This is a genomic window from Litoreibacter arenae DSM 19593, assembly GCF_000442275.2.
In the GTDB taxonomy this organism is placed as follows: Bacteria; Pseudomonadota; Alphaproteobacteria; order Rhodobacterales; family Rhodobacteraceae; genus Litoreibacter; species Litoreibacter arenae.
Genome location: NZ_KE557306.1, coordinates 1380124 through 1403748, shown reverse-complemented (window position 1 = coordinate 1403748; position 23625 = coordinate 1380124). Strand labels below are relative to the sequence as shown.

The window sequence follows — 23625 nt, the reverse complement described above, 5'->3', positions numbered from 1 at the left end:
TCGGTCTTTCCGGTCAGTCCAGCGCGAGCGGCGCAAGGCACAGTGTTCGGATGGCGTCGGCATCCAAGTCTGTGGCAAAACGTGCATTGGGCGTCTGGCTTTGAAAATCGGTCTCGGTCCGGCCCCGCGTCACGGGGTCGGTGCAGGCCATGCGGACGCGTGCGTCCTCGAAGGTGAAATTCTCGGGTGCAATCATAGCGGCGGCAGCGACCGGGTCATAAAGCGCCATACCGGGACGGCCGCGTGACAGCCCGATATCGAGATACCCCCCCAGCAACCGGTGCAGGATACGCGCGCGGGGTGTGGTGGCACCGGCGAGCGCGTCCACATCCGCAGAACCAATCTGCACCTCGCGGCAGGCGTCTAGGTCAATAACATCCGGCATCACGCCGCGGTCCAGCACGATTTGCACGGCTTCCGGGTCCGCGAAGGCATTGAACTCCGCCGAGGGCGTGTGATTTCCCCGCCCGACCGCGCCGCCCATCCAGACCAGCCGGTCAATACGTGGTAGAAGGTCGGGCCGCGCCAACGCAAGTATGGCAAGGTTTGTGAGCGGGCCGAGTGCCAGGATTTCGTGTGGGCCGTCCTCTTCCAGCCAGTCGCAGAGCGGCCCCAGAAAGTGAGGGAAATCGTAGGGGCTGTCCTTGGTGAAAACCGGCCCTTCGCCGCGGGCGGGAAGCCCATCCGCCCCCAAGATGGCTTGCGCGGTTTCCAATGGGCCAAGCACGGGCCGGTCAGCGCCGTGATACACCGGCACGTCCCAGCCCAGTTCCGTCACGCAATTTCCCGCGTTCTGCGCCACTTGAGTCAGCGGGGCATTACCCGAGACCAGCGAGATGCCGTCGACCGCGCGATGCGCCCGCATCGCCACAATCGCCAGCACGTCGTCCACGCCCATGTCGGTGTCGATCCAGAGGCGGGTCATCAACCTGCGTCCAGCGCCACCGCCTGCGCCATCGGCAGATCGAACCGGACCTTGTCGCCTTCTTTGTAGGACGGAAGATCGGCGCGGACCGCGCCCTTGATCTGTCCGCGCTCGGTGTCGATGACATAGGTGCGGTAGTCGCCTCCAAAGGACATGCCCCTGATCTGGCCCTCGAACGGGCCGTCGCCCAGCGTGATCGCGCCGGGCCGCCAGGCGCGGTCCTGCCCGTCGTCGCCGGGAAAGATGTTCTCGAACCCGAAGAAGTCCGCGGCGAAGCGGGTCCGTGGCGCGTTATACATCTCTTCGGCCGAGCCTTCCTGCACGATGACCCCGTCCTTCATCAATACGATGCGGTCTGCCAGCGCCAGTGCTTCGCTTTGGTCGTGTGTGACGAAGATCATAGTCACGCCGGTGCGTCGCTGGATGTCCTTGAGCACAAGTTGCATCTCAAGTCGCAGCCGCGCGTCGAGGTTCGACAGAGGCTCGTCAAGAAGAAGCACTTTGGGCTCGACGACCAGTGATCGCGCCAGAGACACCCGTTGTTGCTGTCCGCCCGACAGGTCGGGGGTCAGCCGGTTGGTGAAGTCGGACAGGCCGACCGAAGCGATGGCTTCCTCCACCCGTTCGCGTATGTTGGACGCCTTGCGCATCTTGAGGCCAAACGCCACGTTTTCATACACCGACAAATGCGGGAACAGCGCGTAGGATTGGAACACCAGCCCCACCTCGCGCTTGGAGGGCGCTAGATTGGTCACATCGCGCCCGTCGATATGGATGGAGCCGGATTTGGGTGCCATAAGACCCGCGATGGCTCGCATGGTTGTGGTCTTGCCGCAGCCCGAGGGGCCCAGCAGGGCGACCAACTCTCCCTTGCCGATACTGAAGCTCAGATCCGGCACCGCCACGACGTCGCCATAAGCGAGGGTGAGTTTATCGAGTTTGACGAAATCAGACATATTTTGAGAACCCCAGGAATTTTTCGGCCGCAAAGACGATACCCACGGACATCACGGCAAGCAGGCAGGCAAGCGCCGCCACCGAAGGGTCGTAGGTTGTCTCCATGTAAGCCAGCATGTCGATTGGTAGGGTGCGCACGCCAGGGCCGGACAAGAACAGCGACACCGGCACCTGATTAAAGGAGGTGACGAAGCCCAGAATGAACGCCGCAAGTATACCCCCGCGAATGTTCGGGAAGACCACGCGGAAGAAGGAGCCGAGCCGCGAACAGCCCAGTATCAGCGCGGCTTCTTCGACATCCGTGCGCAGGTTCTGCATGGACGACGTGACCACCCGCACGGCATAGGGCAGGATAAGCGCCGTATGCGCCAGAAACAGCGTGGCGAAGATGGTGAAGCCCGTGGGGATCACGAGATAGCGCAGCAAGGCAAGGCCCACGATGATCCCCGGCACGATCAACGGCGAGGACACGATAAGCTGCACGGCGCCTGCACCGGGCACCTTGTAGCGCACGATGGCATAGGCGGCGGGCACTCCGATTACCAACGCCGCCAGCGTGCCAAACACCGCCAGCACCATGGAGATCACGAAACTGTCGCGGAAGCTTTCGATGGTGAAGACCTTGATGAACCAGCGCAGAGACAGCCCTTCCGGCGGGAAGGCGAGGTTGTTGCCATTGGTCAGCGCCGCGAGGACGATGACGACGAACGGCCCGATGAGGAAAAGCAGCGTCAGGCCGATAATGACCCACGATGCGGTGCGCGACGTGTTCATGTCATGGCCTCCACTTTCTTGGTCTGGATCGCGACCTTGCGGTTTCGCGGCTTGGCCAGCCGCTTGAGCAACAGGTTCGTTACCACGGACATGGCCACAAGGATCATCGCGATAACGCTGGCGGACGCGTAGTCATTGGCCACGGTCACGCGCTGGTAGAGCAGTGTCTCGAGCATCAGCACCTTGGAGCCGCCGAGGATCGCGGGCGTGATATAGGCCGTCATCGATCCGGCAAAGACGAGGGTGCCGCCGACCACCAGGCCCTCGCGCGTGAGAGGAATAATGACGCGGAAGAACACGTTGAACCAGCTTGCGCCCAACACGCGGGCAGCGGGGATGACGTCACGTGGCATGTTCTCCATGGAGGAGATCAACGAGATGATCATCAGCGGCAGGAACAGTTGCAACAGGCCGATGAAGACCGCCGTTTCGGTGAACAGCAGCCTCAAACTGTCCTCCGACAGGCCCAGCCCGACGATCACCTGATTGACGATACCGGTGCGCCCAAGGATCACAAGCCACGCATAGGTTCGCGCCACGGGCGAAATCATCAACGGCAGGATGATCAACGCGAAAATCCGCCCTCGCGATTTCGGGGCAAGCTGTACGATGCAGAAGGCGGCCGCATAGCCGATCACCGCCGATGTAAGCATCACATAAAGCCCCAGCCGCAGCGATCGCCAGAAGACGGTCATATTGCGGTCGGACGAGAAGAAGTCGACATAAGCCCCGAAGCTGAAGCCGCCATCCGGTCCGGTGAAGGCCTCCGACAACAGTATGCCGACGGGAACAAGGAACAGCACCGCGGCGAAGATCGCCGCGGGCAGCACCAGAAGAAGGCCGGTTGTTCTGTTGTCGAACATGGGTCCGTTTCCTGTTGGTTGATTACTGGATGACGGTGTCGTTCCAGCTGTCGAGCCACTGGTCGCGGTTGTCGAGAATGACCTCCGGCGCCATGAAGTTCAGGCTGTCGATCAGTTCCGCGCCCACGGTCAGACCCTCCGCCGCCTCGGCCGACACCTCGACGGTTTTGTTCACAGGGCTGTCGATCAGGGCTTCGGCAAGCGCAAGCTGGATCTCCGGCGATAGCCAGTAGTCCATGAATTCAAGCGCGAGCTCGGCGTTCTCCGCAGGAATGCCCTTGGGCATAATCATCACGTTCATGTCGCCGAACTGGCCCTCCGCAGGCTCGGCCCATGTCATGTCCAGCCCGTTATCCTTGAACCGGCTCCAGGCAAAGCGGCCAACCGGCGCAGCCCAGACTTCGTCTTGCTGCACAAGCTGCGCCAGCTGCGAAGACCGTTGATAGAAAGTGGCGATGTCGTCCGCATTTTCGCCCACCAGTTCCATCGGGGCCTTGAGCGACATGTCCTCGTCACCAATCGCCTTGCCGATCATCCAAAGGGTGCGTGCGCCTTGGTTGGTCGTGATGTCGGGCAGCGCCACGCGGCCTTTCAGCTTGTCCTGAAAGAGGTCCTTCCAGCTTGCGATTTCGACCTTGTCAGTCCGGTAAACGATCGACGTGGCGTAAAGCGTGTAGCCCACCGCCTCGCCATTGCCGAGCGGGTCCTTGGCCACATCAAACAGGTCGCCGTGATTGCTGAGCTTGGACGTGTCGATCTTCTGCAAAAGGTCCTGACGGGACAGGGACAGCGCGTCATGTAGTGACATGACCGCCATGTCGATCACCGGATTTTCGCGGTTGGCTTCGATCTTGGACATGCGCTCGACCGAGTTGCCGGTCTCGACGACCAGATCGCAGCCGCATTTTTCCTCGAACGGCTCATAAACCAGCTCGCGGAATTCCTCTTGCGCGAACGCATACACCGAAATGGTCAGCGTTCGGTCCTGCGCCAGCGCTGGTGTGCTGGTCAGCGCTGCGGCGGCTACGGCGGCGCCTAGTGTGCTTTTGAGTTTCATGTGGTCTCTCCTCCTGACGTTAATCTTGCTACCGTTTCCCTGCTGATCAGATGCATGGGAACCGTGTGTTCTGTGATCGGGTCTGCGCCATTGATTTGCGCGTCCAACGCGTCGATTGCGCCGGTGCCGATGATGGTATCGGACGTGGCGACAGTGGTCAGGGACGGGCTGACGATCTCGCCGAAATCAAGGTTGTCGAAACCCGTGATGGATACATCTTGCGGAACCCGAAGACCTGCGGCGGCCAGATCCAGCATGACCTGAAGCGCGATCCTGTCGGAGGTCGTGGCGATGGCGGTGACCCCGTCGCGTACCGCCGCGGCGATGTCGGGCGCGTCCTCCATCCAAAGGGTGCGCCCCCCCGGTCCGCCTGCGCGCATCATGCCCTTAATGCGGGTGCGCTGTACCAGCGACGATTGGGTGTCGCCCAAATACAAGATGTCCGTATGACCATGTTCGCGCAAATGCGTGACCGCGATCTCACCACCGCCCGCATGGTCTGCCGATACAACGTTGAGCGGCGAGGTCGCGGCATCGATGACGACGATGGGTATGCTGGACTTGGCGATCTTGCTGCCCTTGCGTGGGATCACCACCAGCCCGTCCGCCCCGAGATTGACGAGTTGCTGGACTGCGCGCTCCTGCGTGGTGGTGTCGGAGAGGCTGTCGGCGACCAGTACGCCATATCCCTTCGCCTCGGCGGCGGTAATGATGGCGCGGGCCATGCGGGGGAACAGCGGGTTGGCGAAGTCGGGCAGCACAAGGCCGATGACCTGGCTGCGCCCCGTGCGCAGCGCTTTGCCCATCTGATTTGGCGCATAGCCGATGCGCGCGGCTTCGGCTTCGATCCGGTCCATCGTCTCGGTAGAAATCCGGCCTTTCCCCTTGCCCGACAAAGCCAACGACACCGTCGCGGAAGAGACGGAGAGGTTGCGGGCAATGTCACTCAGGCGGGGCTTCATCCGGCTGCCTTTCGCGGCTTGGAGAGGCGGGTTAATCGTTTAACCTTACGTGAAGGCAATTAACCGATCAACTGCTTGTTATCACTCTCCCAGCACAAGCCGCGCAATATTTTCAAACACCTGCCGCGCGGTAGTAAGAGAGGCCTCGTCAAAGTCGAACTCTTGCGCGTGATGCGGCGCGGTAATGTCAGAGCCTACAAGGAAATAAGCCGCCTTGCCGCCGCGCTCGTGCACGCGTGCGATCATCTTGGAGGCGTCGTCCCCGCCGCCGATGGGCCAGCTGTCGACCACCTCTATTCCGGGCAGGCTGCCCGCCGCTCGGTCCACAATGTCCAGCGCTTCGCGGTGGTTCGTGTTGCCGTTCAGCTGCGACACGATTCGCATGCTGTGTTCGACGTCTTGCATCTGCGCCGCCCCGTTTATCACGGCTTCCGCTCGCTTGATCATCGCTGCGTGACCTTCGGCTGTCTGCGCCCGCACCTCCACCAGCATTTCGCAGGTGTCGGCGATGATGTTGAAGGTCGTCCCAGCCATCAGCTTGCCGACGTTCACGAATGTTTCTTCACCCGCAATCCGTGTGATGCCGTGCAACGCGGTCGCGGCGGAAGCACCAGCCAAAAGCGCGTTGCGCCCGTCCTGCGGGGCCATCGCAGCATGTGAGGACCGGCCACGAAACTCCACCTCGAACTTGGTTGAATGCAGGAAGTCACATGCATCCGGCGCCACCTTTCCGGAGCCCAGAAAGCAGCCCAGATGCGCCACGAAAAGGTAGTCAACGTCGTCGAGCAGACCGGCCGCGATAATTGGCGCGGCCCCGCGTCCGCCTTCTTCCGCAGGCTGGAAGATGAAGCGCAAGGTGCCGGAAAGTGCCTCGGTCTCGGCCAATTCGCGTGCCACACTCAGCCCGATCGCCACATGTCCGTCATGACCGCAACCATGCATCCGCTCCGGGTCAGTTGAGGCAAAGCCTTGTGCGCGGGGGGCGTGATCGCTCGCATCCGCCTCTACCAATGTCAGTGCGTCCATGTCGAAACGAAACGCGAGAACCGGGCCGGGGCCGAAGGACTTTTCGCCAACCACCGCCGTCAGGCCGCCGCGCATGCGCTCGATCCAGCTTGCCACGCCACCATTGGCCAGCGCGGACGCAACGGCCTCGGCTTCCACCTCGGCGGAGGGCGGGTTCACCAGTGCAGACGCATCCATTACCTGTTTGCCAGTGCGCACCGCATAGCCCAGATCGTCCAACGTTTCGGCCACCAGAGATGCGGTCCTGTATTCAAGAAACGCTGTTTCGGGATACTTGTGCAAATCCCGCCGTATCGCGATTTCCGGGGAGTTGCTGGCCGAGAATACCTTTGAGAAAACGCTCATGGGAATCGCCTTATGAAATTGCGGGCAGTTTGTGCGCATGATGGCCTGATCCGGTATCCTTGCTCAATCCTGTAGATGTGTCAGTGCGATAAGTCGCCGGATTTCACCGCTAAACCAATATGTTGCGAGAGGTTTCGCTCAGAGCAACAAATGCATCGCGATCACTTCGTCGCTGTTGCGCGGTGTTGGCTGGCGTGCCAGTCGGCTTCGGACATGGTTGGCAGGTCGAAGGTTTCGTTTGACCTGCAATAGCCGTGCCCGCCCATGCGGCCCAATGCGTCAAGGGCCATTGGGTCCACATGGAAGCGATCATTTACCAGACCGGCGCGGGCATGCATGCCAAGCACTTCGCCCAAGATGATCTCGCGCGATTTACCGATGTTCAGCGTGACGTGTTTGCGGCATTCCAGCCTGATCGGGGCCTCTGCGATTTGTGGACATGACACGAATTCGCCGGGGATCATGGTCAATCCGGCCATCTCCAATTCGTCCACTTCAGGGCCGAAGGGCACCGCCGTTACGTTCATCGCTTCCAGGTTGTCATAGCCCACAATGTTGACCGTGAATTCCTCGGTCACGCGGATATTGCGACCGGTATCCTTGAACCGCATGTCAGCGTAGTTCTCTACCCCCAGTGCCAGAATGGCCGGGTCGGAGGACAGACAGTTGAAGAAGCTAAAGGGCGCAGCGTTTGGGCGGCCGTTTTCATCCACCGTCGTAACCCATGCGATAGGGCGGGGCACGACCGAGCCGATCAGCAGCTTGTATCGGTCGCGGGGGCTGAGTTTGCCAAAGTCAAAGCGGTCCGACTGTGCATTTATGCTGGCCATTGAATGTTCCATATTTGCGGTGGGCTTGAAGAATAGGAGCGCAAGTTCAGGCGTTCGGCGTGACATAGCGCGCAAGGATGGCGCTAACGTCGTCTTTGTCCTGATCATCGGGGTTCAACAACGCGCGGTCCTGGACGCCATCAAGATGCTGGTGCATCTGTGCCGCAGCCCGATCAGCATCACCCGCTTCGATCGCTGCGATGATTTCGCTATGCTCGTCTACCCCGCACTTGGCCGAATGGGCTTGGGCAAACCGTGCGAGGATCAGCGAGCAGCGCGATACGATTTCGTTGACGTAATTGGCCAGAATCCTCGAACCTGTCAGTTCCGCCAGCAGTATGTGAAACTCACCCGCCAACCGGATTGAGCGTGTCGTGTCGACATCCAGATACTTCTTTTCCTCGGCCAAATGCACCTTGAGGGCCTTTAGGATCGGTTTCGCATCCATTTTGCAAAGCCGCTCAATGACTTCCCGTTCAAGGCATTGTCGCATCTCGAAAATGTCATGGGCTTCTTCGATGGTGGGAACCGCGACAGAGGCCCCCCGGTTCGGCTGAAGATCAACCAACCCTTCTGCGTCAAGTCGGACCAGTGCGCTGCGGACGGTGGTGCGGCTGACGCTGAACGTCTCCCCGATAGAATCTTCCGGCAATTTCACGCCGGGCTTGAGAGCCTGCTCGATGATCGCCTGCCGAAGCGAATCGTACACAGGAAAGCTGCGGGTAGAGGATTTGTACATGCGGAACCTATGTCATGAATGGTGCGAGTTTTGGCAACAACTGCAATAATCTTATTGTATACAAAGACTGAATACAATTTACTATTATTTTTGTAGCCAAGTGAGAGAATTACTCCTAGTCTTCTGTTGTATCGGACCTGTTTTGGCAGCGAAGTGCTTCAAAAACACTTAAAATTTGCCTTCAGGCGATATCTGAGTCGGTTAATCGTATACGATAAGATTTCCATATGTATGCAATGTCAGGGAGACAGAGATGAGAATTTCTACCAAGATGAAAAGCGTGGCGTTGGCCGGCCTGTCCGCCGCGCTTTTGGCCACGACAGCGCAAGCTGAAACCGTCCGCTGGGGTGCGCCGAGAGACATCGTTTCGCTGGACCCGTATTCCTACGGCGACAGCTACACCATCAATTTCCTGAACCACATTTACGAAGGTCTCGTGCGCTACAACCGGGATCTTGAGATTGAGCCGGCCCTGGCTACCGAATGGGAAATCGTGTCGCCGACCACTTGGCGCTTTACCTTGCGCAAGGACGTCAAGTTCCATGACGGCGCCGACTTCACCGCGGAAGACGTGCTGGCCTCGCTGGAGCGTGTCAGCGATGAAACATCACCGCTGAAGGGCAACCTGCCGGCCTACAAAAGCGCCACGGTGGTGGATGACTACACCATCGACATCGAGCTGAACGGCGCCTATCCGCTGTTGCTAAACGACCTGACCAATATCCACATCTTCGACAAAGGCTGGCTCGTTGCGAACAATGCTGAAAAACCCACGGATGTCAGCGCAGGTGTCGAGGGCTTTGCGACCTTCAACACCAACGGCACCGGACCTTTTGTTCTGGAATCCCGCACGCCCGAAGCGCAAACGATACTTACGGTGAATGAAAACTGGTGGGACGAGCCGGCGCACAACCTGACGCGGATTGAATTCCAACCTATCAGCTCCGCAGCCACGCGGGTCGCGGCTCTTTTGTCGGGTGAGGTCGATTTCGTCGACAGCGCACCGGTGCAGGATCTAGGCCGCCTTGAGCAGGCGGAGAACCTGACCCTGCTGGAGCGCACGGACCTGCGCACGGTCATGCTGGGCTTCAACCGCCGTGACGAACTGGTTGCCGGCGGCGAGAACCCGATGAACGATCTGCGTGTGCGTCAGGCCATGCAGATGGCCGTGGATATGGACCTGATTCAGGACAAGGTCATGCGTGGCAAGTCGCGCAATGCCGGAACTCTGGTGGCACCGTCCATCCCGGGATACTCCGAAGAACTGGACACGCCCGCTGCCTATGACCCGGAAAAAGCGAAGGAGTTGTTGGCAGAGGCAGGGTATCCCGACGGGTTCGAATTTGACTTCGTTTGCACTAATGAGAGCTATGTGAACGAGGAACAGTTCTGTCAGGCGATTGCGTCGATGTGGTCCCGCGTGGGTCTGACGCCCAAGCTTGACATCGGGCCGACCGCCAAGCAGACGCCCAAACGTGCGAACGGCAAGGCAGATGTCTACACAATCGGCTGGGCCACGCTGCCGATGTTGGACACCTACTCGATCCTTGTGCAGATGCTGCATTCCAAAGAGGGCAACTCCGGCGTGTTCAACTGGGGTGACTGGTCCTATCCGGAGCTGGACAAGCTGACGCAATCGGCGGCTGTCGAGCTGGACCGCGACACACGGCTTCAGATGGAAACCGACGCGCTGAAAATCGCCAAGGACGAGATCATCATGATGCCGCTGCACCAGCAGCCGATGGCATGGGCCGTATCCAAGGGCTTCAGCGATTTCCCGCAGTTCCCCGATAACAAGCCGCGCATGTGGTACGTGACCAAATAATCCTCCCTGAGACTGGGGCGGCGGCGTGCCGTCGCCCCTTTTTTCCACCTGACCGGAGCTCATCGCAATGCTGGCATTCATCATCAAACGCCTCGCCAATGCCGTCTTTGTCATGCTTTCCGTCACGTTTCTCGCCTTCGTTATCTTCACCGCAGTGGGCGATCCCGTGGACCAGATGCTCAACGAACAGGCCACGCAGGCTCAACGCGACGACCTCCGCGAGCGGCTGGGTCTGGATGACCCGTTCCTCGTGCAATACGGCAAATTCGTCGTGCGCGCGGCGCAGGGCGATTTCGGCATCTCGTTTCGCAACCAGCAGGACGTCCTGACCATGATCGGGGAGCGGTTTCCCGCAACGTTCGAACTGGTGCTGGTGGCCACCTTCATTTCACTTGTCGTGGGTGTGCCCATGGGGGTGATCACCGCGATCAGGCGGCAAACCTGGTATGCGGAGGCGATGCAGTTCATCTCGATCATCGGGGTGTCTTTACCCAGTTTCGTTGTGGGGATCGGGTTGATCCTCGTCTTCTCGGTCTGGCTGGGCTGGTTCCCCGCCTTCGGGCGCGGCGAGACGGTCGATCTGGGCTGGTGGTCGACGGGTTTGTTAACCCATTCGGGGCGCATGTCGATCGTCCTCCCCGCGCTATCGCTATCCTTGTTCCAGATCACACTTGTGATGCGGCTGGTCCGTGCCGAGATGCTGGAGGTGCTGCGCTCCGACTTCATCAAGTTCGCCCGCGCCCGCGGCATCCCGGCCCGCTCGATCCACTTCCGCCACGCGCTGCGCAACTGCCTGATGCCGGTGGTGACCATGACCGCGATGCAGATCGGCGGGCTGATCGCCTTCGCGCTGGTGACCGAGACTGTGTTCCAGTGGCCGGGTATGGGGCTTCTGTTCATTCAGGCCGTGACCTTCGTGGATGTGCCGATCATGGCCGCGTATCTGTGCATCGTCGCGCTGATCTTCGTGGTGCTGAACGCCATTGTCGACATGACCTACGCCGTCATTGACCCGCGACTGAAAGGAGCTGACGCATGACCGATCAGTCCGACCCGAAAACGCCATCCCGCACAGAGCTTTTCTTTGACAGCGATCTTTGGTGGTCGTTCAAGTCGCATAAATCCGCTGTGGGCGCGGCCATCGTTCTGGGCTTCGTGATTGTGGCCGCGTTTTTGGCTCCCGTGCTGTCGCCGCAAGACCCTTACGACCTTGCCGCGCTGGAGCTGTGGAATGCAGAGCTGCCGCCGATATGGATGGAAGGCGGCCAGATGCCCTACCTTCTGGGCACCGACGTGCAAGGTCGCGACATCCTGTCGGGTATTCTCTACGGCACGCGGATTTCCATTATCATCGGCATCGCCTCCGTCGCGGTTTCGCTGGTTGTCGGTATCGGTCTGGGCCTGATGGCCGGCTATTACGGCGGCTGGATCGACAACGTGCTGATGCGGATCGGCGATGTGCTGCTCTCCATTCCTATCGTGCTGGTGGCGATCTTGGTCAGTTCTGTGGCCCAGCAATTCCTGTCGCCCGCCTGGCGCGAGGCAGGGGTGGCCGCCGTTCTGGTGCTGGCCATCGCGATGTACTCATGGGTGCAATATGCCCGCGTGGTACGCGCGCAGACGATGGTGGAGCGGCGCAAGGAATACGTGCAGGCCTCCCGTCTGGTCGGCACACCTGCACGGCGGCTGATGCTAAAGCACATCTTACCCAACACGCTGACGCCGATATTCGTTGCCGCGACGCTTAACTTCGGTCTGGCGATCCTGATCGAGGCGACACTGTCTTTCCTCGGGGTGGGTATGCCACCGAACCAGCCATCGTTGGGCACGTTGATCCGGGTTGGAAACCAGTACCTGTTCTCTGGCTCTTGGTGGATTGTGCTCTTCCCGTCGATCCAGCTTTGTATCCTCGTGGTCGCGGTCAACATGTTGGGCGACTGGCTGCGCGACGCCCTGAACCCGAAACTTCGCTAAAGGAAAAAGACCATGAGCGATCTGCTGATCAAGAATGTCCGCGTGTTGGATGGTGAGCCGTCTGAGATCCTGATCCGGAAAGGACGCATCGCCGCTATTGGCGACAATCTTGACGGGGCAGGGGCCGATGTCGAGGACGCGGGCGGGCGCATCGCGATTCCGGGTCTTACGGAGGCGCATACGCATTTGGACAAGTCGCTGTTGGGATATGACTGGTATCACAACGACGTCGGCGGCGGGAACCTGATGGCGATGATTGACAACGAACGCCAGATGAAACAGCGCCTTGGCCTTGATCCGCATGTGCAATCCATGCGCCACGCGCTACAGACCGCGGCCTACGGTGCAACGCTGATCCGCAGCCATGTGGATATCGACACGACCGGAGGCCTCAAAGCGCTCGAAGGGGTGTTGGAAACCGCCGAGAAGCTGGCAGATGTCGTGGAAATTCAAACCGTCGCCTTCCCGCAATCCGGCCTGATGATCGCGCCCGGCACTGCGGAGTTGCTGGATGAGGCGATGAAAATGGGTGCCGACCTGATGGGCGGCCTTGACCCTTGCGGCGTCGATCACGATCCAAAGGGACATTTGGACACGATATTCGATCTGGCAAGCAAACACGGCAAGGGGATCGACATCCACCTGCACGAGCGCGGCGAGTTGGGTGCGTTCTCGATGGAGCAAATCCTTGATCGGGCGGAGGCGCTGGGCATGAAGGGGCTGCTGACGGTCAGTCATGCTTTCTGTCTTGGCATGCCGGACCCGGCGCGCGTCACGCCCTTGCTGGAACGTCTGGGTGCTCTGGAAGCCAGCATTATGACAACCGCACCGGCCTCCAGCCCGGCCCCGCTGGTCAAGCAGATGGCGCAATACGGCATCCGCTTCGGCGCGGGTAATGACGGCATTCAGGACACCTGGGGGCCATATGGCAACGGCGACATGCTGGAGCGTGCCAAGTTCGTCGGGTTGCGTAGCAACCTGCGGTCGGACGCGGAGATGTATATGGCGCTGGACGTCTGCGCAGGCGGCGGTGCCGAGGCCATGGGCTTGGAGCGGCGCGAACTGAAAGTCGGCGCACCCGGCGATCTGGGGATAGTCGAAGGCGTTGCTGTCGCCCATGCCATCGTCACCCACGCGCCGCGAAAGCTGGTCGTGAAGGCCGGTCGCGTGACCGCGCGTGATGGCACAACCTTGATGGACGCGCCATGACCGATTGGCACGATCTCACGCTCGGCAAGCGCCCTCAAGGGCGATGGAGCCTGACGGCTGACTGGATCATCGCGGACACTGCGGCGGGTCGGCGGCTTGTGCAGGGCGGCGAAGTGGTCGTCGAAGGCGACCATGTCGTGTATGTGGGCACCCGTTTCGAGGGCGAGGTAGCCGCGCGTTACGACATGGGTGCCGCACTGATCGCGCCGGGTTTCGTTGATCTGGATGCGCTCAGTGATCTCGACACGACGTTGCTTGCACACGATAACTGGCCCAGCGAGCGCAAGGGCCGGGTCTGGCCGCAAAGCTACGTGGATCGCGGCCCCTACGAGATGTATTCCCCTGACGAGCTAGTCGCGCAGAAGCGCTTTGCCTTCGGGCAGTTGCTGCTGAACGGGATCACCTCTGCCGCGCCGATTGCGTCGCTGTTCTACCGCGAATGGGGCGAGACCGTCTCGGAGTTTACCGCCGCCGCCGATGCCGCTGAAGAAATGGGCCTGCGAGTCTGGCTGGGGCCTGCTTACCGCGCTGGCGGGATGGTGGTTGATGAAGGTGGTGTTACGCGGCCTGTTTTTGACGAACCACGCGGGATGGCGGGGCTGGAGGACGCGCTCGCCTTTGCCGCGGACATGCAGGGCAGGGGCCTTGTGTCGCCGATGTTGGCCCCCGACCGGGTAGAGACCTGCACCGCTGACCTGCTGAAACGCACGATGGCTGCGGCGGAAGACTTGGACTGTCCGGTGCGGCTGCACATGGCGCAAGGGCAGATGGAGCTTCAAACGGTGCGTGCGCTGCACGGCAAGACTGCACCGGAATTGCTGGACGGTCTAGGCTGCCTCACCCCGCGTCTGCTGGCTCCGCATGCGACAGTCGCGACCGACGCAGATCTGGACCGCTACGCCGCGAACGATGTTACCGTGGTGCATTGCCCGCTCGTCTCCACGCGTCACGGGGGGGCGTTGCGGTCTTTTGCCAAGCTGCGCGACATGGGGGTGAACGTAGCCATGGGCACCGACACCGCGCCACCTGACATGGTGCTGAACATGGCCGTTGGCATGATGGCTTGTCGGCTGGTCGATGGGCACGGGTCGATCACCTCCGCCGATATGTTTGACGCCGCGACGCTGAACGGCGCGCGTGCGCTCAAGCGGTCCGATATCGGTGTGCTGTGCGAGGGTGGCAAGGCCGATATCGCAGTGTTCGACATGAACGATCCGGCGATGGCGCCGCGCATCGACCCTGTGCAGACATTGATACTGGGCGCAACCGGTCGCGTCACCCGCGCCACGATTGTCGACGGACGCCTGTCGATGCGCGATGGCGAGGTGGCCGGCATCGACATGCTCGCCGCTCGTCAGCAGATGCAGGAACAGTTCGACGGCTTGGTCGCGAAATACCCCGAGCGCACACTGGGCCATCCGCCCGTTGCCGAGATATTCCCGCCGACCTATCCGCGCTTAAAAGGAGCATGAAATGATGACGCAGCCCATCTTGGCCAGCAAAGACCACGAGGTGGCAATTCCCGCGCTGGAGGTGTCGGGGTTGAGCGTCGAATTCCCCTCTCGTCGTGGAACGCTTCTGGCAATCGACCACGTCTCTATGCGCATTGCCCCCGGCGAAATTCTGGGTGTCGTGGGTGAGTCCGGCGCGGGCAAGTCCATCACCGGCTTGGCGGTCCTTGGGCTGCTGGAACACCCCGGTCGCATATCGGGCGGCGAAATCCACGTCGGTGGCAGACGCGTGGATACGTTGAGCGAGGCAGAGTTGACGAAGGTTCGCGGCCGCGAGATGGGGGCGATATTTCAAGACCCGCTGACGGCGCTGAACCCGCTCTTCACAGTGGGCAAGCAACTGGTGGAAACCATCAGGCTGCACAGCGACATGACGAAACAGGCAGCAAATGCCCGTGCGCTCGAACTGCTGCAAAGCGTTGGCATCCCCGCACCCGAAGAGCGTCTGCGCCAGTATCCGCACCAGTTCTCGGGCGGGATGCGTCAGCGCGTCGTCATCGCATTGGCCTTGGCCGCCGGGCCGCGCCTCATCATCGCAGACGAGCCGACAACCGCGCTGGATGTGTCCATTCAGGCCCAGATCACCGCGCTGCTGCGCAGACTGTGTGACGAGACGGGGGTGGGCATCATGCTGGTCACGCATGACATGGGCGTTATCGCCGAGACCGCCGACCGGGTTTGTGTGATGTATTCGGGTCGCGTGGTGGAAAGCGGGCCGGTCGAAGACGTGATCCATAATCCACAGCACCCCTATACGAAGGGGCTGATGGCCGCGATCCCAAGCTTGCACGACCGTGTAGAGACACTGGCCCAGATCGACGGCTCGATGCCCCGCCTGAACGCACGGCCGCCGGGTTGTGCGTTCCACCCGCGATGCCCGCATGCCGGGCCGAAATGCAGCGCTGCGACGCCGCCGCTGGTGTCGGTGGGAACAACCAGTGCCGCGTGCTGGCTGCAACAAGGAGGCTGCCAATGAACACTCACACTCCTGCGCTGACGGTCGAGGGGGTCAGCAAAACTTTCGATGTTTCCGCACCATGGTTGAACCGGGTGCTGGAGCGGCGGCCAAAGCTGTTCGTGAAGGCGGTGGCGGATGTCTCGTTTACCGTCGAGAAAGGCACGTGCTGTAGCATCGTCGGTGAATCCGGCTGCGGCAAATCCACCGTCGCAAGGCTGGTGACCGGGCTGTACCGGACAACCTCCGGCAATATCAGCTTTGGAACCGGCGCTGAGGGCCGCCCGATCCGTGTGCAGATGATTTTTCAGGACCCGCATTCCAGCGTAAACCCGCGCTGGCGCGTGGGCGACATCATCGCGGAACCGATCCGCGAGATGAAACTGCGTGACACCGAGGCGGAGACACTGGCGCGCGTGCGTGAATTGCTGGAAACTGTGGGTTTGGGTGCGGACGATGCCCAGAAATACCCGCACGAGTTTTCCGGCGGCCAGCGGCAACGTATCTCCATCGCACGGGCACTCGCGTCAGAGCCTGAACTGCTGGTTTGTGACGAGCCTACCTCGGCGCTGGACGTGTCGGTGCAGGCGCAAATCCTCAACCTGATGCGGCGCTTGCAGGACGAGCTGGGGCTGACATACTTGTTTATCAGCCACGATCTGAGCGTCGTGCGGCATATGTCCGACCAGATTGCGGTGATGTATCTGGGTCGCATTGTCGAACAAGCCCCGGTAGAGCAGTTGTTCACCGATCCGCAGCACCCGTATTCGCAGCTACTGCTCAAGACGATCCCCGATGTCAAAAACCCCAAGCGCAGGGTCGAGGCGCAAGCAGGAGAGCCGCCCAGCCCGTTAAACCCACCTTCCGGCTGCGCGTTTCATCCCCGCTGCCCAATTGCGATGGAAAAATGCAAAGCGATCATGCCGGAGTTGTTGCAGGCAGACGGGCAGGCTCGCGTAGCCTGCCATGCCGTTGCGCAAAAGGAATGATCGCCTCATCGACCTTTCGGAGGCCTCTATCAGGCCGACCGTCAGGAACAAGCTGGCGGGGAATTAAGTTTGGCTCACAGTTTGTCCAACGCGATTGCGCAACAATCCCCGTTCGGTGAATGCCAAAGCCGGAACGGACGTTTGCGCGTCTATTCGGCTTCTCAGCACATCTCTACGACGCCTTGATGCAGGCCACGCGATGATCGTTGCCGACCGGGTCCAGCGGGGGCTGGGCGGCGCGGCAGGCGTCTTCTACCAGCGGGCAGCGCGAGGCGAAGCGGCATCCTTTCGGCGGGTTCAGCGGATCGGGTGGATCGCCGGGGATCAGCATCCGCTCGACCTTGCGGGCGCGGTCAACCGAGGGCACCGCCGACAGCAGCGCCTTCGTGTAGGGATGTTTTGGATCGTTGAACAGCGACAGCCTGTCTGCATATTCCACGATTTTGCCCATATACATCACCGCGATATGGTCGCTCATATGTTGCACCACGCCAAGGTCGTGACTGATAAACAGATAGGTCAGCCCGAGGTCGCGTTGCAGTCGCCGCAGCAGGTTCAGGATTTGCGCCTGCACAGCGACATCAAGGGCGGAGACCGCCTCGTCGCAAATGATAAGCTCAGGGTTGGTGGACAGCGCGCGCGCAATGCCGATGCGCTGGCGCTGACCGCCGGAAAACTGGTGCGGAAACAGCTTCATCTGCTCGGGGCGCAGGCCAACTTGTTCAAACAGTTCCGCCACCCGTGCGGGGCGGTCTTCAACCGGTGCGGTGCCGATGCTGTCCATCGGCTCGCGCACGATGGCCTCGGCCCGCAGGCGCGGGTTGAGCGAGGAATAGGGATCTTGAAAGATCATCTGTATCTTGGCGCGGGCGCGGCGCAGGTCTTCGCCTTCCAGCTTCAGAAAATCTTCGCCGCCCAGAACGACATGCCCCGCTGAATTGGGAACCAGACGCGCCACGCCAAGAGCCGCTGTCGTTTTGCCAGAGCCGCTTTCGCCCACGATAGAAAGTGTCTCGCCGCGCTTGACCTCGAACGAGACGTCGTCAACAGCATAGAGCCAGGTGGACTGCCCCCAGCGGCGTTTGACAGGGAAGCGGACGGACAGGTTTTCGACGTTCAAGAGTGTAGCGGTCATACGATGTCAGCCTTCCAGCAGGCGGAGGTTTGCGGGCCGAATGCAACCTCGGGCGGGCGGGCGTTGCGGCATTGCGCATCGGCCATGTAACAGCGCGAGGCGAACAGACAGGCGTCAGCACCAAAGCTGCCGAGCGACGGCACGATGCCGGGCACTTCGGTCAGGTCGGGGCGTTCTTCGGTCAACTCGGCCAGCAGGTGCGGCACGCAGGAAATCAGCCCCTTGGTGTAGGGGTGGCGAGGGTGGGAAATCACCGGCTCGACCGGACCTTCCTCGGCCTTGCGGCCCGCATACATCACCACCATCCGGTCAGCCATTTCGGCCACGGCTCCCATGTCGTGGGTGATCAGGATCGTGGCCGTGCCGGTGTCACGCCCCAGATCGCGCAGCAGATCGAAAATTTGCGCCTGCACCGTCACATCCAGCGCGGTTGTCGGCTCGTCCGCGATCAAGATCTTGGGGGCGCAGGCCAGCGCGATTGCGATCATCACCCGCTGGCGCTGCCCGCCCGACATCTGGTGCGGGTAATCGCCAACCCGCGCCTTGGCATTGGGGATGCGCACGGCGTCCATCAGCTCGGTCGCGCGCTTCCAGGCATCGGCCTGTCCCATACCCTTGTGGCGGCGCAGCACCTCGGCAATCTGCTCGCCCACGGTGTAGACGGGGTTGAGCGAGGTCATCGGCTCCTGAAAGATCATCGAGATTTCGTTGCCGCGAATGGCACGGAGCTCGGCTGGATTCATCCGGGCCATGTCGTTGCCCTGAAACAGGATGCGCCCCCCGCCGATGGAGCCGACTTTCTCAGGCAAAAGCCCCATGATCGCCAGCGCTGTCATGGACTTGCCGCAGCCGCTCTCACCGACAAAACTGAGCGTTTCGCCTGCGTTCAACTCCAACGACAGATCGTCAATGACGGGGATCGGGCCACTGCGAAGTTTCAACTCGATCCGCAGGTTTTCAATTTTCAGAAGGGGGTCGGTCATCGCTGCCTCAGTTTCGGGTTGAGCGCGTCATTCAGGCCGTCACCGACCAGTGAAATTGCCAGCACGGTAACGAAGATTGCGACCCCGGGAACCGTAACGGCGTAGCTTGCATCGAGAATGTACTCGCGGTTTGAGCCGATGATCTGCCCCCAGCTTGCGACGTTGGGATCGGTCAGGCCCAGAAACGACAGTCCCGCCTCGAACAGGATGGCGGAGCCGACCATAAGCGCGGCTTGCACAATGATCGGTGGCAGGGCGTTGGGCAGGATTACGCTGAAGATCAGCTTGGCGTTCTTCACCCCGCCGGCGCGGGCGGCGATGACATATTCCAGCTCGCGGATACGCATGAACTCTGCGCGGGTAATGCGTGCCACGGCGGGCCAGCTTACCAGCCCGATGGCCAGCGTGATCATCGGCAGGCTTGCCCCGAAAAGGGCCACGATAACCATCGAGAACAGCAGCGTCGGCAGCACCTGAAAGAACTCGGTCACGCGCATCAGCACCTCTTCGACCCAGCCAAGGTAGAACCCGGCAAGCGCGCCGACGGTTATGCCGATTGTGACGGTCACGAGGGCGGCGGAGATGCCGACTGTCAGTGACACCTTCGCGCCGTGGATCAGCAAGGACAGGATATCGCGCCCCAAATAGTCTGTGCCCAGCAAGTAGCCCTCCTGGCCCGGCGGCGTGAACGGGGCCCAGACCATGTCGAACGGATTGCCCGGATAGACCATCGGACCGACAATCGCCACGGCGACGATAATGGCCAGCACCACCAGCCCGACAACGGCGGCATGGTTGCGGCGGAACATTTCGAACGCCTCGGAAAATGGCGAGCGGGCCTTTACGGGGATGTTTTCGATCTGGCTCATGCGCGGCCTCTTACACGGGGGTCAATGGCGCGCAGCACCATATCGGTCAGCAGGTTGCCCACTACGACGACCAGCGCCGAGAAGAACAGGATGCCAAGGATCGTTGGCGTGTCCCGGGCAAGGATCGAGGTCAGCGCAAGCTGGCCCAGGCCGGGCCAGCTGAACACCGTCTCCACCAGAACGGCCCCTGAAATGACCGCGGAAAATTGCAGGCCTGCAAGGGTCACCACCGGCGGCAGCGCGTTTTTGAGCGCGTGCTTCAGAGTGATCTCGCGCTGTGTCAGGCCTTTGGCCTTTGCGGTGCGGATATAGTCCGAGCCAAGCACCTCAAGCATGGAGGCGCGGCAGAGGCGGGAATACAGGGCCAGAAAGATGGAGCCCAGTGTGATCACCGGCAAAACCATGTGATGCGCGATGTCGACGGCCTTGGCGAAGAAATTGTCCTCGACGGTGACGTCGATCATGCCTCCGACGGGAAACAACGGGATTTTCAGCGAAAACGCGATCAGCAGCAGGATGCCCGTCCAGAAAACCGGCGCGGCGTAGCCGAACAGCGCCAAGAGGGTGACGAAGTAGTTGGCGATGCCGTTTGGGTGGCGGGCGGAAAAGACGCCCAGCAGCACGCCGACGATCAATGCCAGAAGCTGGGCGGTGATCACCAGCAACAGCGTGGCGGGCAGGCGCTCGAAGATCAGCTTGGTGACGGGTTGGTTGTAGAAGTAGGAATAGCCCAGATCGAACGTCAGGACACGACCGATATAGTTCGCCAGCTGCACCAGAAATGGCTGGTCGAGGCCGTATTCAGCGCGGATTTGCGCCATTACTTCGGCATCAGCCCCGCCCATGGACGCGGCGATGGTGTCGGCCACGTCACCGGGGGCCAGGTTCATCATGCTGAAATTCAGCACCAGTACCGCGATAAGCAGCAGCGCTGCATACGCCAAGCGCTGAAGGATCGTCATCAGTAGGGCCATGGAGGATATCTGCCTGGATCGGGAGGGGAGGCTGCCCCGCAAAGCGCGGGGCAGGGGGAGGGATTATTGCTTCAGGTACACAAGGTCGTAAGGCGAGCCGGACGCCCAGATGCCAAGTGGCGGGTTGCCGACCTCATTGGAATAGACCGTGTGGTAGGGCACCGTATTGGTCCAGTAAACCGGCAGGTCTTCGGCAAGGATTTCCTGAAACTCGTTATACATCGCGCGACGCTTTTCGGGGTCGATTTCACGGCCCGCTTCTTCCATCAGAGCGTCGATCTTTGGATTGCTGTATTGCTGCGTGTTCGACCAGATGACACCCGGTTTGATATTGTCCGAGGAGTAGGTCCGGTGGACGCCGATCACCGGGTCGCCCCAGTTGAACACGGTATCCCATGTCATGTCGAAATTGTGGTTCGAGATTTTCTGCGCCCATGTGGGGAAATCCACATAAGAGTTCACTGTCACGTCGATGCCCACCTTCGACAGTGCCGCCTTGGTGAATTCCGCCTGTGGCTTGGTGGTCGGGTTGCCGTGGTCGATGGTCAGGCTGAACCTTGTGCCATCGGCCCCGCGCTCGTATCCCGCTTCGTCCAGCAGGGCGTTGGCCTTATCCACATCCAGATCATAGCCGTTTACGTCTGGGTTATAGAGCGGCGAGCCCGGGTGGATGCCGGTTTTCGCATCCTCGCTCAGCCCCAGCATAATCGCGTTGAGAATGAAGTTCTTGTCGATCGCGTAGGCAATTGCCTGACGCACACGCTTGTCCGCTAGTGGTCCGTCGGAGCCCACGTTGAACGCCAGCCAGTTCAACGGGCCGACCGCAGCATAGCCTTCGGGGGTCACCGTCAGGTTTTCGTTCTCCGACATGCGCTTGAGATTGCGCACGGTGTTCTCGAATGTCGACATATGCAATTCGCCGTTTTCAAGGCCAATCGCCCGCGAAGATGCGTCTTTGATGATGCGGTAGACGATCTTGTCGAGATAGGGCCGCCCGTCCATGAAGAAGTCGTCGTAGCGCTCCACGATCACGTGCTGGTCAGGTTTGAACTCCACCAGCTTGAACGGGCCGGAGCCGACCACATTCTCGCTGTTGCGGGGGTGGGTTTTCACGTCTTCACCATCGCCGTAGATGTGCTTGGGGATGATGGGCAGAAGTTGAGACGACATCGCCAGCAGCAAGGCGGGGTGCGGCTGTGACAGGTTCAGAACCGCCGTGTGCTCGTCCGGCGTATCCACCGAGGTCACGGGCGCGAACATGGTCTTGAACGGGTGGTTTTCCTTCACGACCTCAACCGAGAACGCGACATCCTCGGATGTGATCGGCTCGCCGTCATGGAACGTGGCGCCTTGAACCAGCTTGAGGGTCATCTGAGTGCCGTCTTCTGACCACTCCCAGCTTTCGGCCAGATAGGGCTGCGGCGTCCAGTCTTCGTCATAGCGCAATGGCGCTGCAAATAACTGCGTCCCCGGCGCGCCCGTGGCAATGCCGGATTGGACGGCGGGGTTAAGATGGCGGGGCGTCTGCGTCATCGCGTGGATGAGCGTGCCGCCGCGCACGGGCTCTTCCGCGACCGCGCCGAAGGCAAGAAGGGTGCTGACGGCGGTCGTCACCAACATTGATTTGAAGTGTTTTGTCACGTCTCGGGCTCCCTGAGTTTCTGTATTGAACAACAGGCTAACGCTACGTCATACCTGCACAAAACAGTTTTTCTGCGCCCAATTACTACATTTAATAGAGTAACCGTCCGGTAGGCCGGTCATTCGTTGGCCCGCACACTCATACATCCGAAATGACCCTGCTGGCGCAGGGTTTCGCAATGCGCCTGAAAATCATTGACTGCCCGAGGTTGGCGCGTGCGGGCTTGCATTACCATTCCGAACATACGAGGCGGGATCGGATCGGACAACGGAACCGCGCGAAATCCGCCGCGCCCGTCCAGCACCGCAATCGGTTTGGCATTGAGAATCGTAAAGCCCAGGTTGGCGGCAACCATGGTGCGGATCATCGCAACGGAAGATGACGCATGGACGATATTTACATCAAGTTTCGCGTTGCGGAACAGGTTGGAATAGTAGTTCCGTGTAAGCGGCAGGGTCAGTTCGATCATCGGCTTCCCGCTTAGCTCTTGCAGGCTTACGCTTGCCCTCTTGGCCATCGGGTCCTGCGAACATACAAGCGCGAAATGCGGCAAATCAACGAGGGGTTGAAATATCTGGCCGTCACGGACGACCTCCTCGTAGGTGAAGGCCATATCGGCAAGCCCCTCTTCGAGATAGCTGACGACGGTATCCATGCTCCCCTCGACCATATCAAAGCGGCTGCCCGGGTATTGCTTTTGAAAGCTGACGATGGCGCGCGGCAGGAAGGTGGCTGCTGCTGCCGCGAAGCACGCCAGCCGGATCACACCGGACGAGGTGCCACCGACGGCGTCAAGCTCGGCTTCGAATTCCCGGAACGTGCCAAGAAAGTCGCTGATCAGGGCAAGGCTTTGCTTGCCCGACGGCGTGGTCATCAACCCCTTGGCCGGCACCCGTGTGAACAGGTCGAACCCCATCTCTGCCTCCAGCACGTCGATGGCTGCGGTGATCGAGCTTTGCGAGATGTTGAGCGCCGTTGCCGCGGCCGCAATGGAGCCGGTTTTTCCTGCGGCCTCGATATATCGAAGCTGCTTGATCGTGAGATTGGCCAAGTTCCGTCCCTCCATGAAATGTGGTTTCTA

Annotated in this window: 22 protein-coding genes; 7 read left to right on the top strand and 15 right to left on the bottom strand. The window is 60.7% G+C overall.

What is annotated here, in order from left to right; genetic code table 11:
* Window positions 1-13: 13 nt before the first annotated feature.
* From THALAR_RS06895 to THALAR_RS06855, 9 genes are all read right to left on the bottom strand, one after another.
* Entirely contained in the window at window positions 14-925 is a 912-nt protein-coding gene (locus tag THALAR_RS06895) for a nucleoside hydrolase (RefSeq protein ID WP_021100790.1), read from the bottom strand.
* Complete coding sequence (locus THALAR_RS06890) at window positions 925-1881, bottom strand: ABC transporter ATP-binding protein (protein ID WP_021100789.1); 957 nt, start codon at window positions 1879-1881, stop codon at window positions 925-927. The genes THALAR_RS06895 and THALAR_RS06890 overlap by 1 nt, the downstream gene beginning before the upstream one ends.
* Entirely contained in the window at window positions 1874-2656 is a 783-nt protein-coding gene (locus THALAR_RS06885; protein WP_021100788.1) for an ABC transporter permease, read from the bottom strand. Before THALAR_RS06885 ends, THALAR_RS06890 begins: the two co-directional genes overlap by 8 nt.
* The gene (locus THALAR_RS06880; RefSeq protein ID WP_021100787.1) at window positions 2653-3519 is read right to left on the bottom strand and encodes an ABC transporter permease; all 867 of its coding nucleotides are present in this window, start codon (window positions 3517-3519) and stop codon (window positions 2653-2655) included. Before THALAR_RS06880 ends, THALAR_RS06885 begins: the two co-directional genes overlap by 4 nt.
* Before the next feature lie 22 nt (window positions 3520-3541).
* Window positions 3542-4576: an ABC transporter substrate-binding protein gene (locus THALAR_RS06875; RefSeq protein WP_021100786.1), complete on the bottom strand. Its 1035-nt coding sequence runs from the start codon at window positions 4574-4576 to the stop codon at window positions 3542-3544.
* The gene (locus THALAR_RS06870) at window positions 4573-5538 is read right to left on the bottom strand and encodes a LacI family DNA-binding transcriptional regulator (RefSeq protein ID WP_021100785.1); all 966 of its coding nucleotides are present in this window, start codon (window positions 5536-5538) and stop codon (window positions 4573-4575) included. The genes THALAR_RS06875 and THALAR_RS06870 overlap by 4 nt, the downstream gene beginning before the upstream one ends.
* 81 nt (window positions 5539-5619) lie before the next feature.
* Complete coding sequence (locus tag THALAR_RS06865; RefSeq protein ID WP_021100784.1) at window positions 5620-6909, bottom strand: amidohydrolase; 1290 nt, start codon at window positions 6907-6909, stop codon at window positions 5620-5622.
* Window positions 6910-7070: 161 nt separating this feature from the next.
* Complete coding sequence (locus tag THALAR_RS06860) at window positions 7071-7739, bottom strand: flavin reductase family protein (protein ID WP_021100783.1); 669 nt, start codon at window positions 7737-7739, stop codon at window positions 7071-7073.
* A 46-nt stretch (window positions 7740-7785) separates the two neighbouring features.
* A complete protein-coding gene (locus THALAR_RS06855; protein WP_211264786.1) occupies window positions 7786-8448 on the bottom strand; it encodes a GntR family transcriptional regulator in 663 nt (220 codons plus the stop codon).
* A 283-nt stretch (window positions 8449-8731) separates the two neighbouring features.
* Here THALAR_RS06855 and THALAR_RS06850 point away from each other — a divergent pair, with 283 nt between their 5' ends.
* From THALAR_RS06850 to THALAR_RS06820, 7 genes are all read left to right on the top strand, one after another.
* A complete protein-coding gene (locus THALAR_RS06850) occupies window positions 8732-10303 on the top strand; it encodes an ABC transporter substrate-binding protein (protein WP_021100781.1) in 1572 nt (523 codons plus the stop codon).
* Between the two features lie 67 nt (window positions 10304-10370).
* A complete protein-coding gene (locus tag THALAR_RS06845; protein ID WP_021100780.1) occupies window positions 10371-11342 on the top strand; it encodes an ABC transporter permease in 972 nt (323 codons plus the stop codon).
* Window positions 11339-12277, top strand: coding sequence for an ABC transporter permease (locus THALAR_RS06840; protein ID WP_021100779.1), 939 nt, complete (start codon window positions 11339-11341; stop codon window positions 12275-12277). Before THALAR_RS06845 ends, THALAR_RS06840 begins: the two co-directional genes overlap by 4 nt.
* A 12-nt stretch (window positions 12278-12289) precedes the next feature.
* Window positions 12290-13486 carry an amidohydrolase family protein gene (locus THALAR_RS06835; protein WP_021100778.1) on the top strand — a complete coding sequence of 399 codons (1197 nt, stop codon included), beginning with the start codon at window positions 12290-12292 and terminating at the stop codon, window positions 13484-13486.
* Window positions 13483-14958, top strand: a complete 1476-nt coding sequence (locus THALAR_RS06830; protein ID WP_021100777.1) for an amidohydrolase family protein — start codon at window positions 13483-13485, stop codon at window positions 14956-14958. The genes THALAR_RS06835 and THALAR_RS06830 overlap by 4 nt, the downstream gene beginning before the upstream one ends.
* A gap of 40 nt (window positions 14959-14998) precedes the next feature.
* Complete coding sequence (locus tag THALAR_RS06825) at window positions 14999-15973, top strand: ABC transporter ATP-binding protein (RefSeq protein ID WP_040817870.1); 975 nt, start codon at window positions 14999-15001, stop codon at window positions 15971-15973.
* Complete coding sequence (locus THALAR_RS06820; protein WP_021100775.1) at window positions 15970-16941, top strand: ABC transporter ATP-binding protein; 972 nt, start codon at window positions 15970-15972, stop codon at window positions 16939-16941. The genes THALAR_RS06825 and THALAR_RS06820 overlap by 4 nt, the downstream gene beginning before the upstream one ends.
* Window positions 16942-17113: 172 nt before the next feature.
* Here the strand turns inward: THALAR_RS06820 and THALAR_RS06815 are convergent, their stop codons facing one another.
* The 6 genes from THALAR_RS06815 to THALAR_RS06790 all read right to left on the bottom strand — a co-directional run bounded on the left by THALAR_RS06815 (window position 17114) and on the right by THALAR_RS06790 (window position 23595).
* On the bottom strand, window positions 17114-18076 hold the full coding sequence (locus tag THALAR_RS06815) for an ABC transporter ATP-binding protein (protein WP_021100774.1): 963 nt from the start codon (window positions 18074-18076) through the stop codon (window positions 17114-17116).
* A complete protein-coding gene (locus tag THALAR_RS06810; protein WP_021100773.1) occupies window positions 18073-19059 on the bottom strand; it encodes an ABC transporter ATP-binding protein in 987 nt (328 codons plus the stop codon). Before THALAR_RS06810 ends, THALAR_RS06815 begins: the two co-directional genes overlap by 4 nt.
* Window positions 19056-19928 (bottom strand): ABC transporter permease, encoded by an 873-nt coding sequence (locus THALAR_RS06805; protein ID WP_021100772.1) that lies wholly within the window; start codon window positions 19926-19928, stop codon window positions 19056-19058. The genes THALAR_RS06810 and THALAR_RS06805 overlap by 4 nt, the downstream gene beginning before the upstream one ends.
* On the bottom strand, window positions 19925-20890 hold the full coding sequence (locus THALAR_RS06800) for an ABC transporter permease (protein ID WP_021100771.1): 966 nt from the start codon (window positions 20888-20890) through the stop codon (window positions 19925-19927). Before THALAR_RS06800 ends, THALAR_RS06805 begins: the two co-directional genes overlap by 4 nt.
* Before the next feature lie 75 nt (window positions 20891-20965).
* Window positions 20966-22543, bottom strand: coding sequence for an ABC transporter substrate-binding protein (locus tag THALAR_RS06795; protein WP_021100770.1), 1578 nt, complete (start codon window positions 22541-22543; stop codon window positions 20966-20968).
* Between the two features lie 119 nt (window positions 22544-22662).
* On the bottom strand, window positions 22663-23595 hold the full coding sequence (locus tag THALAR_RS06790) for a LysR family transcriptional regulator (protein WP_021100769.1): 933 nt from the start codon (window positions 23593-23595) through the stop codon (window positions 22663-22665).
* Window positions 23596-23625: the final 30 nt, after the last annotated feature.

Excerpts from the sequence above, each read along its gene's own strand:
- THALAR_RS06895 (WP_021100790.1), bottom strand. The coding sequence starts at position 925 with ATGACCCGCCTCTGGATCGACACCGACATGGGCGTGGACGACGTGCTG.
- THALAR_RS06890 (WP_021100789.1), bottom strand. The coding sequence starts at position 1,881 with ATGTCTGATTTCGTCAAACTCGATAAACTCACCCTCGCTTATGGCGAC.
- THALAR_RS06885 (WP_021100788.1), bottom strand. The coding sequence starts at position 2,656 with ATGAACACGTCGCGCACCGCATCGTGGGTCATTATCGGCCTGACGCTG.
- THALAR_RS06880 (WP_021100787.1), bottom strand. The coding sequence starts at position 3,519 with ATGTTCGACAACAGAACAACCGGCCTTCTTCTGGTGCTGCCCGCGGCG.
- THALAR_RS06875 (WP_021100786.1), bottom strand. The coding sequence starts at position 4,576 with ATGAAACTCAAAAGCACACTAGGCGCCGCCGTAGCCGCCGCAGCGCTG.
- THALAR_RS06870 (WP_021100785.1), bottom strand. The coding sequence starts at position 5,538 with ATGAAGCCCCGCCTGAGTGACATTGCCCGCAACCTCTCCGTCTCTTCC.
- THALAR_RS06865 (WP_021100784.1), bottom strand. The coding sequence starts at position 6,909 with ATGAGCGTTTTCTCAAAGGTATTCTCGGCCAGCAACTCCCCGGAAATC.
- THALAR_RS06860 (WP_021100783.1), bottom strand. The coding sequence starts at position 7,739 with ATGGCCAGCATAAATGCACAGTCGGACCGCTTTGACTTTGGCAAACTC.
- THALAR_RS06850 (WP_021100781.1), top strand. The coding sequence starts at position 8,732 with ATGAGAATTTCTACCAAGATGAAAAGCGTGGCGTTGGCCGGCCTGTCC.
- THALAR_RS06845 (WP_021100780.1), top strand. The coding sequence starts at position 10,371 with ATGCTGGCATTCATCATCAAACGCCTCGCCAATGCCGTCTTTGTCATG.
- THALAR_RS06840 (WP_021100779.1), top strand. The coding sequence starts at position 11,339 with ATGACCGATCAGTCCGACCCGAAAACGCCATCCCGCACAGAGCTTTTC.
- THALAR_RS06835 (WP_021100778.1), top strand. The coding sequence starts at position 12,290 with ATGAGCGATCTGCTGATCAAGAATGTCCGCGTGTTGGATGGTGAGCCG.
- THALAR_RS06830 (WP_021100777.1), top strand. The coding sequence starts at position 13,483 with ATGACCGATTGGCACGATCTCACGCTCGGCAAGCGCCCTCAAGGGCGA.
- THALAR_RS06820 (WP_021100775.1), top strand. The coding sequence starts at position 15,970 with ATGAACACTCACACTCCTGCGCTGACGGTCGAGGGGGTCAGCAAAACT.
- THALAR_RS06815 (WP_021100774.1), bottom strand. The coding sequence starts at position 18,076 with ATGACCGCTACACTCTTGAACGTCGAAAACCTGTCCGTCCGCTTCCCT.
- THALAR_RS06810 (WP_021100773.1), bottom strand. The coding sequence starts at position 19,059 with ATGACCGACCCCCTTCTGAAAATTGAAAACCTGCGGATCGAGTTGAAA.
- THALAR_RS06805 (WP_021100772.1), bottom strand. The coding sequence starts at position 19,928 with ATGAGCCAGATCGAAAACATCCCCGTAAAGGCCCGCTCGCCATTTTCC.
- THALAR_RS06800 (WP_021100771.1), bottom strand. The coding sequence starts at position 20,890 with ATGACGATCCTTCAGCGCTTGGCGTATGCAGCGCTGCTGCTTATCGCG.